Below are 1,395 nucleotides of genomic sequence, written 5' to 3' on the forward strand. Positions count from 1 at the left end.
CACGTTGATCGCCCGCATCAGGTTGTAACTCAGCACCCCCAGACTGTATTCACTACTGGCAGAACTCAGACCCCAGCAGGTAAATCTCCCTTTATTCAGCATTCTCTTGAGTGTAGCGAAGGTCGGCTCAACGGTAGCCATTCGACGGATCATCCGCTCAGGTGTGGCGGCGTTCGTTGCTTTCTCCAGAGCCTCTTCATTGAAGTGGCGTGTGACCCAGCGTCGATCCGCCTTGGTACATTGGCTCTGGAGCGGGCATTGATTGCAGCCTGAACGTGCGTACAGATGCAGACGATCCTTGTTGCTCACCGTCTTGTGAGGCAGCCGCTCTCCAGCAGGACAGAGGTAAGCGTCCTCTTCGGGCAAATAGGTGAAGTCACGTTTCTGGAAGTACTCGCCGTTTCCCTGATTGTTGACCGCCCGGTTCGATGGCACTGCCACATCGTACCCAGAAGACTGAAGCTCTTTGATCTGCTGACCGTTGGAGTAGCCGGCATCGGCAACGAGGGTTTCTAGTCCGCCCTCCAGTACATCATGGGTCTCTTGGGCGATCGGTTTCAGTTGCTGGTTATCGCTACCTGCCTGTGTCAGGTCGTGGTGAACGATCAGTTGGTATTCCTCGTCAACGGCATTCTGCGCGTTGTAGCCCACCACCGTGCCTTCCCGGCCAGATTTCATCAGCTTGGCGTCCGGCTCTGTACGACAGAGCTGAGTCTTGTCCTCATCGACCAGCGTCTTCAGTTCATCCTGCAGTTCCGCCTTGTGGGTTTCTAGATAAGCCAAGGCTTCGGATACTTTGTCACGGTTCAGATCGGCGTCATCACCTTGTTCCGATGCCGCCAGCTGAGCGAGATAACGATCGATTTTCTGATCCAGCTTGCCCAGCTGCTTCTCCAGCTGCTTGCGGGTAACAGCCTGGTCTTTACTGGCGGCCGCTTTGAACTTGCTGCCATCAATCGCCACCAACTGGCCACTGACCAGTCCTGCCTGTTTGCAGAACACAATGAACTGCCGGCACACCTTCTTGACCGCGTCACCGTTATCTTTACGGAAGTCCGCGATGGTCTTGAAATCCGGTGCCAGCTGCTTCATCAGCCAGAGCACTTCCAGGTTGCGATGACATTCTTTTTCCAGCCGTCGGGTACTGCTGGTCTGGTTGAGGTAGGCGTAGATATAAAGCTTGAGCAAATCGCCGGGATGGTAAGGGCGGCGGCCGGTATGGGCCGTCTGAGCTTTCCTGAACCCCATCTCTGACAAATTCAGTGAATCCACAAACGCATCAATGACGCGAACCGGGTGATCTTCGGGGACATAATCTTCAACGCTGGGTGGGAGCAACAGCGCCTGACTTCGAGGGGTGCCTTCAAGATGCCTCATAAAAAATAACCGCGAGCC

The 1,395-nt window shown here is 55.0% G+C and carries 1 protein-coding gene; it reads right to left on the reverse strand.

The window, feature by feature from the left end; all coding sequences use genetic code 11:
- Positions 1-1,377: IS1182 family transposase (locus tag JIF53_RS00780; protein ID WP_199451610.1), on the reverse strand; the 1,377-nt coding region annotated here is incomplete at its 3' end.
- Positions 1,378-1,395 lie beyond the last annotated feature (18 nt).

It is taken from the genome of Marinobacter sp. bablab_jr008 (genome assembly GCF_016464145.1).
GTDB lineage: Bacteria > Pseudomonadota > Gammaproteobacteria > Pseudomonadales > Oleiphilaceae > Marinobacter > Marinobacter nauticus.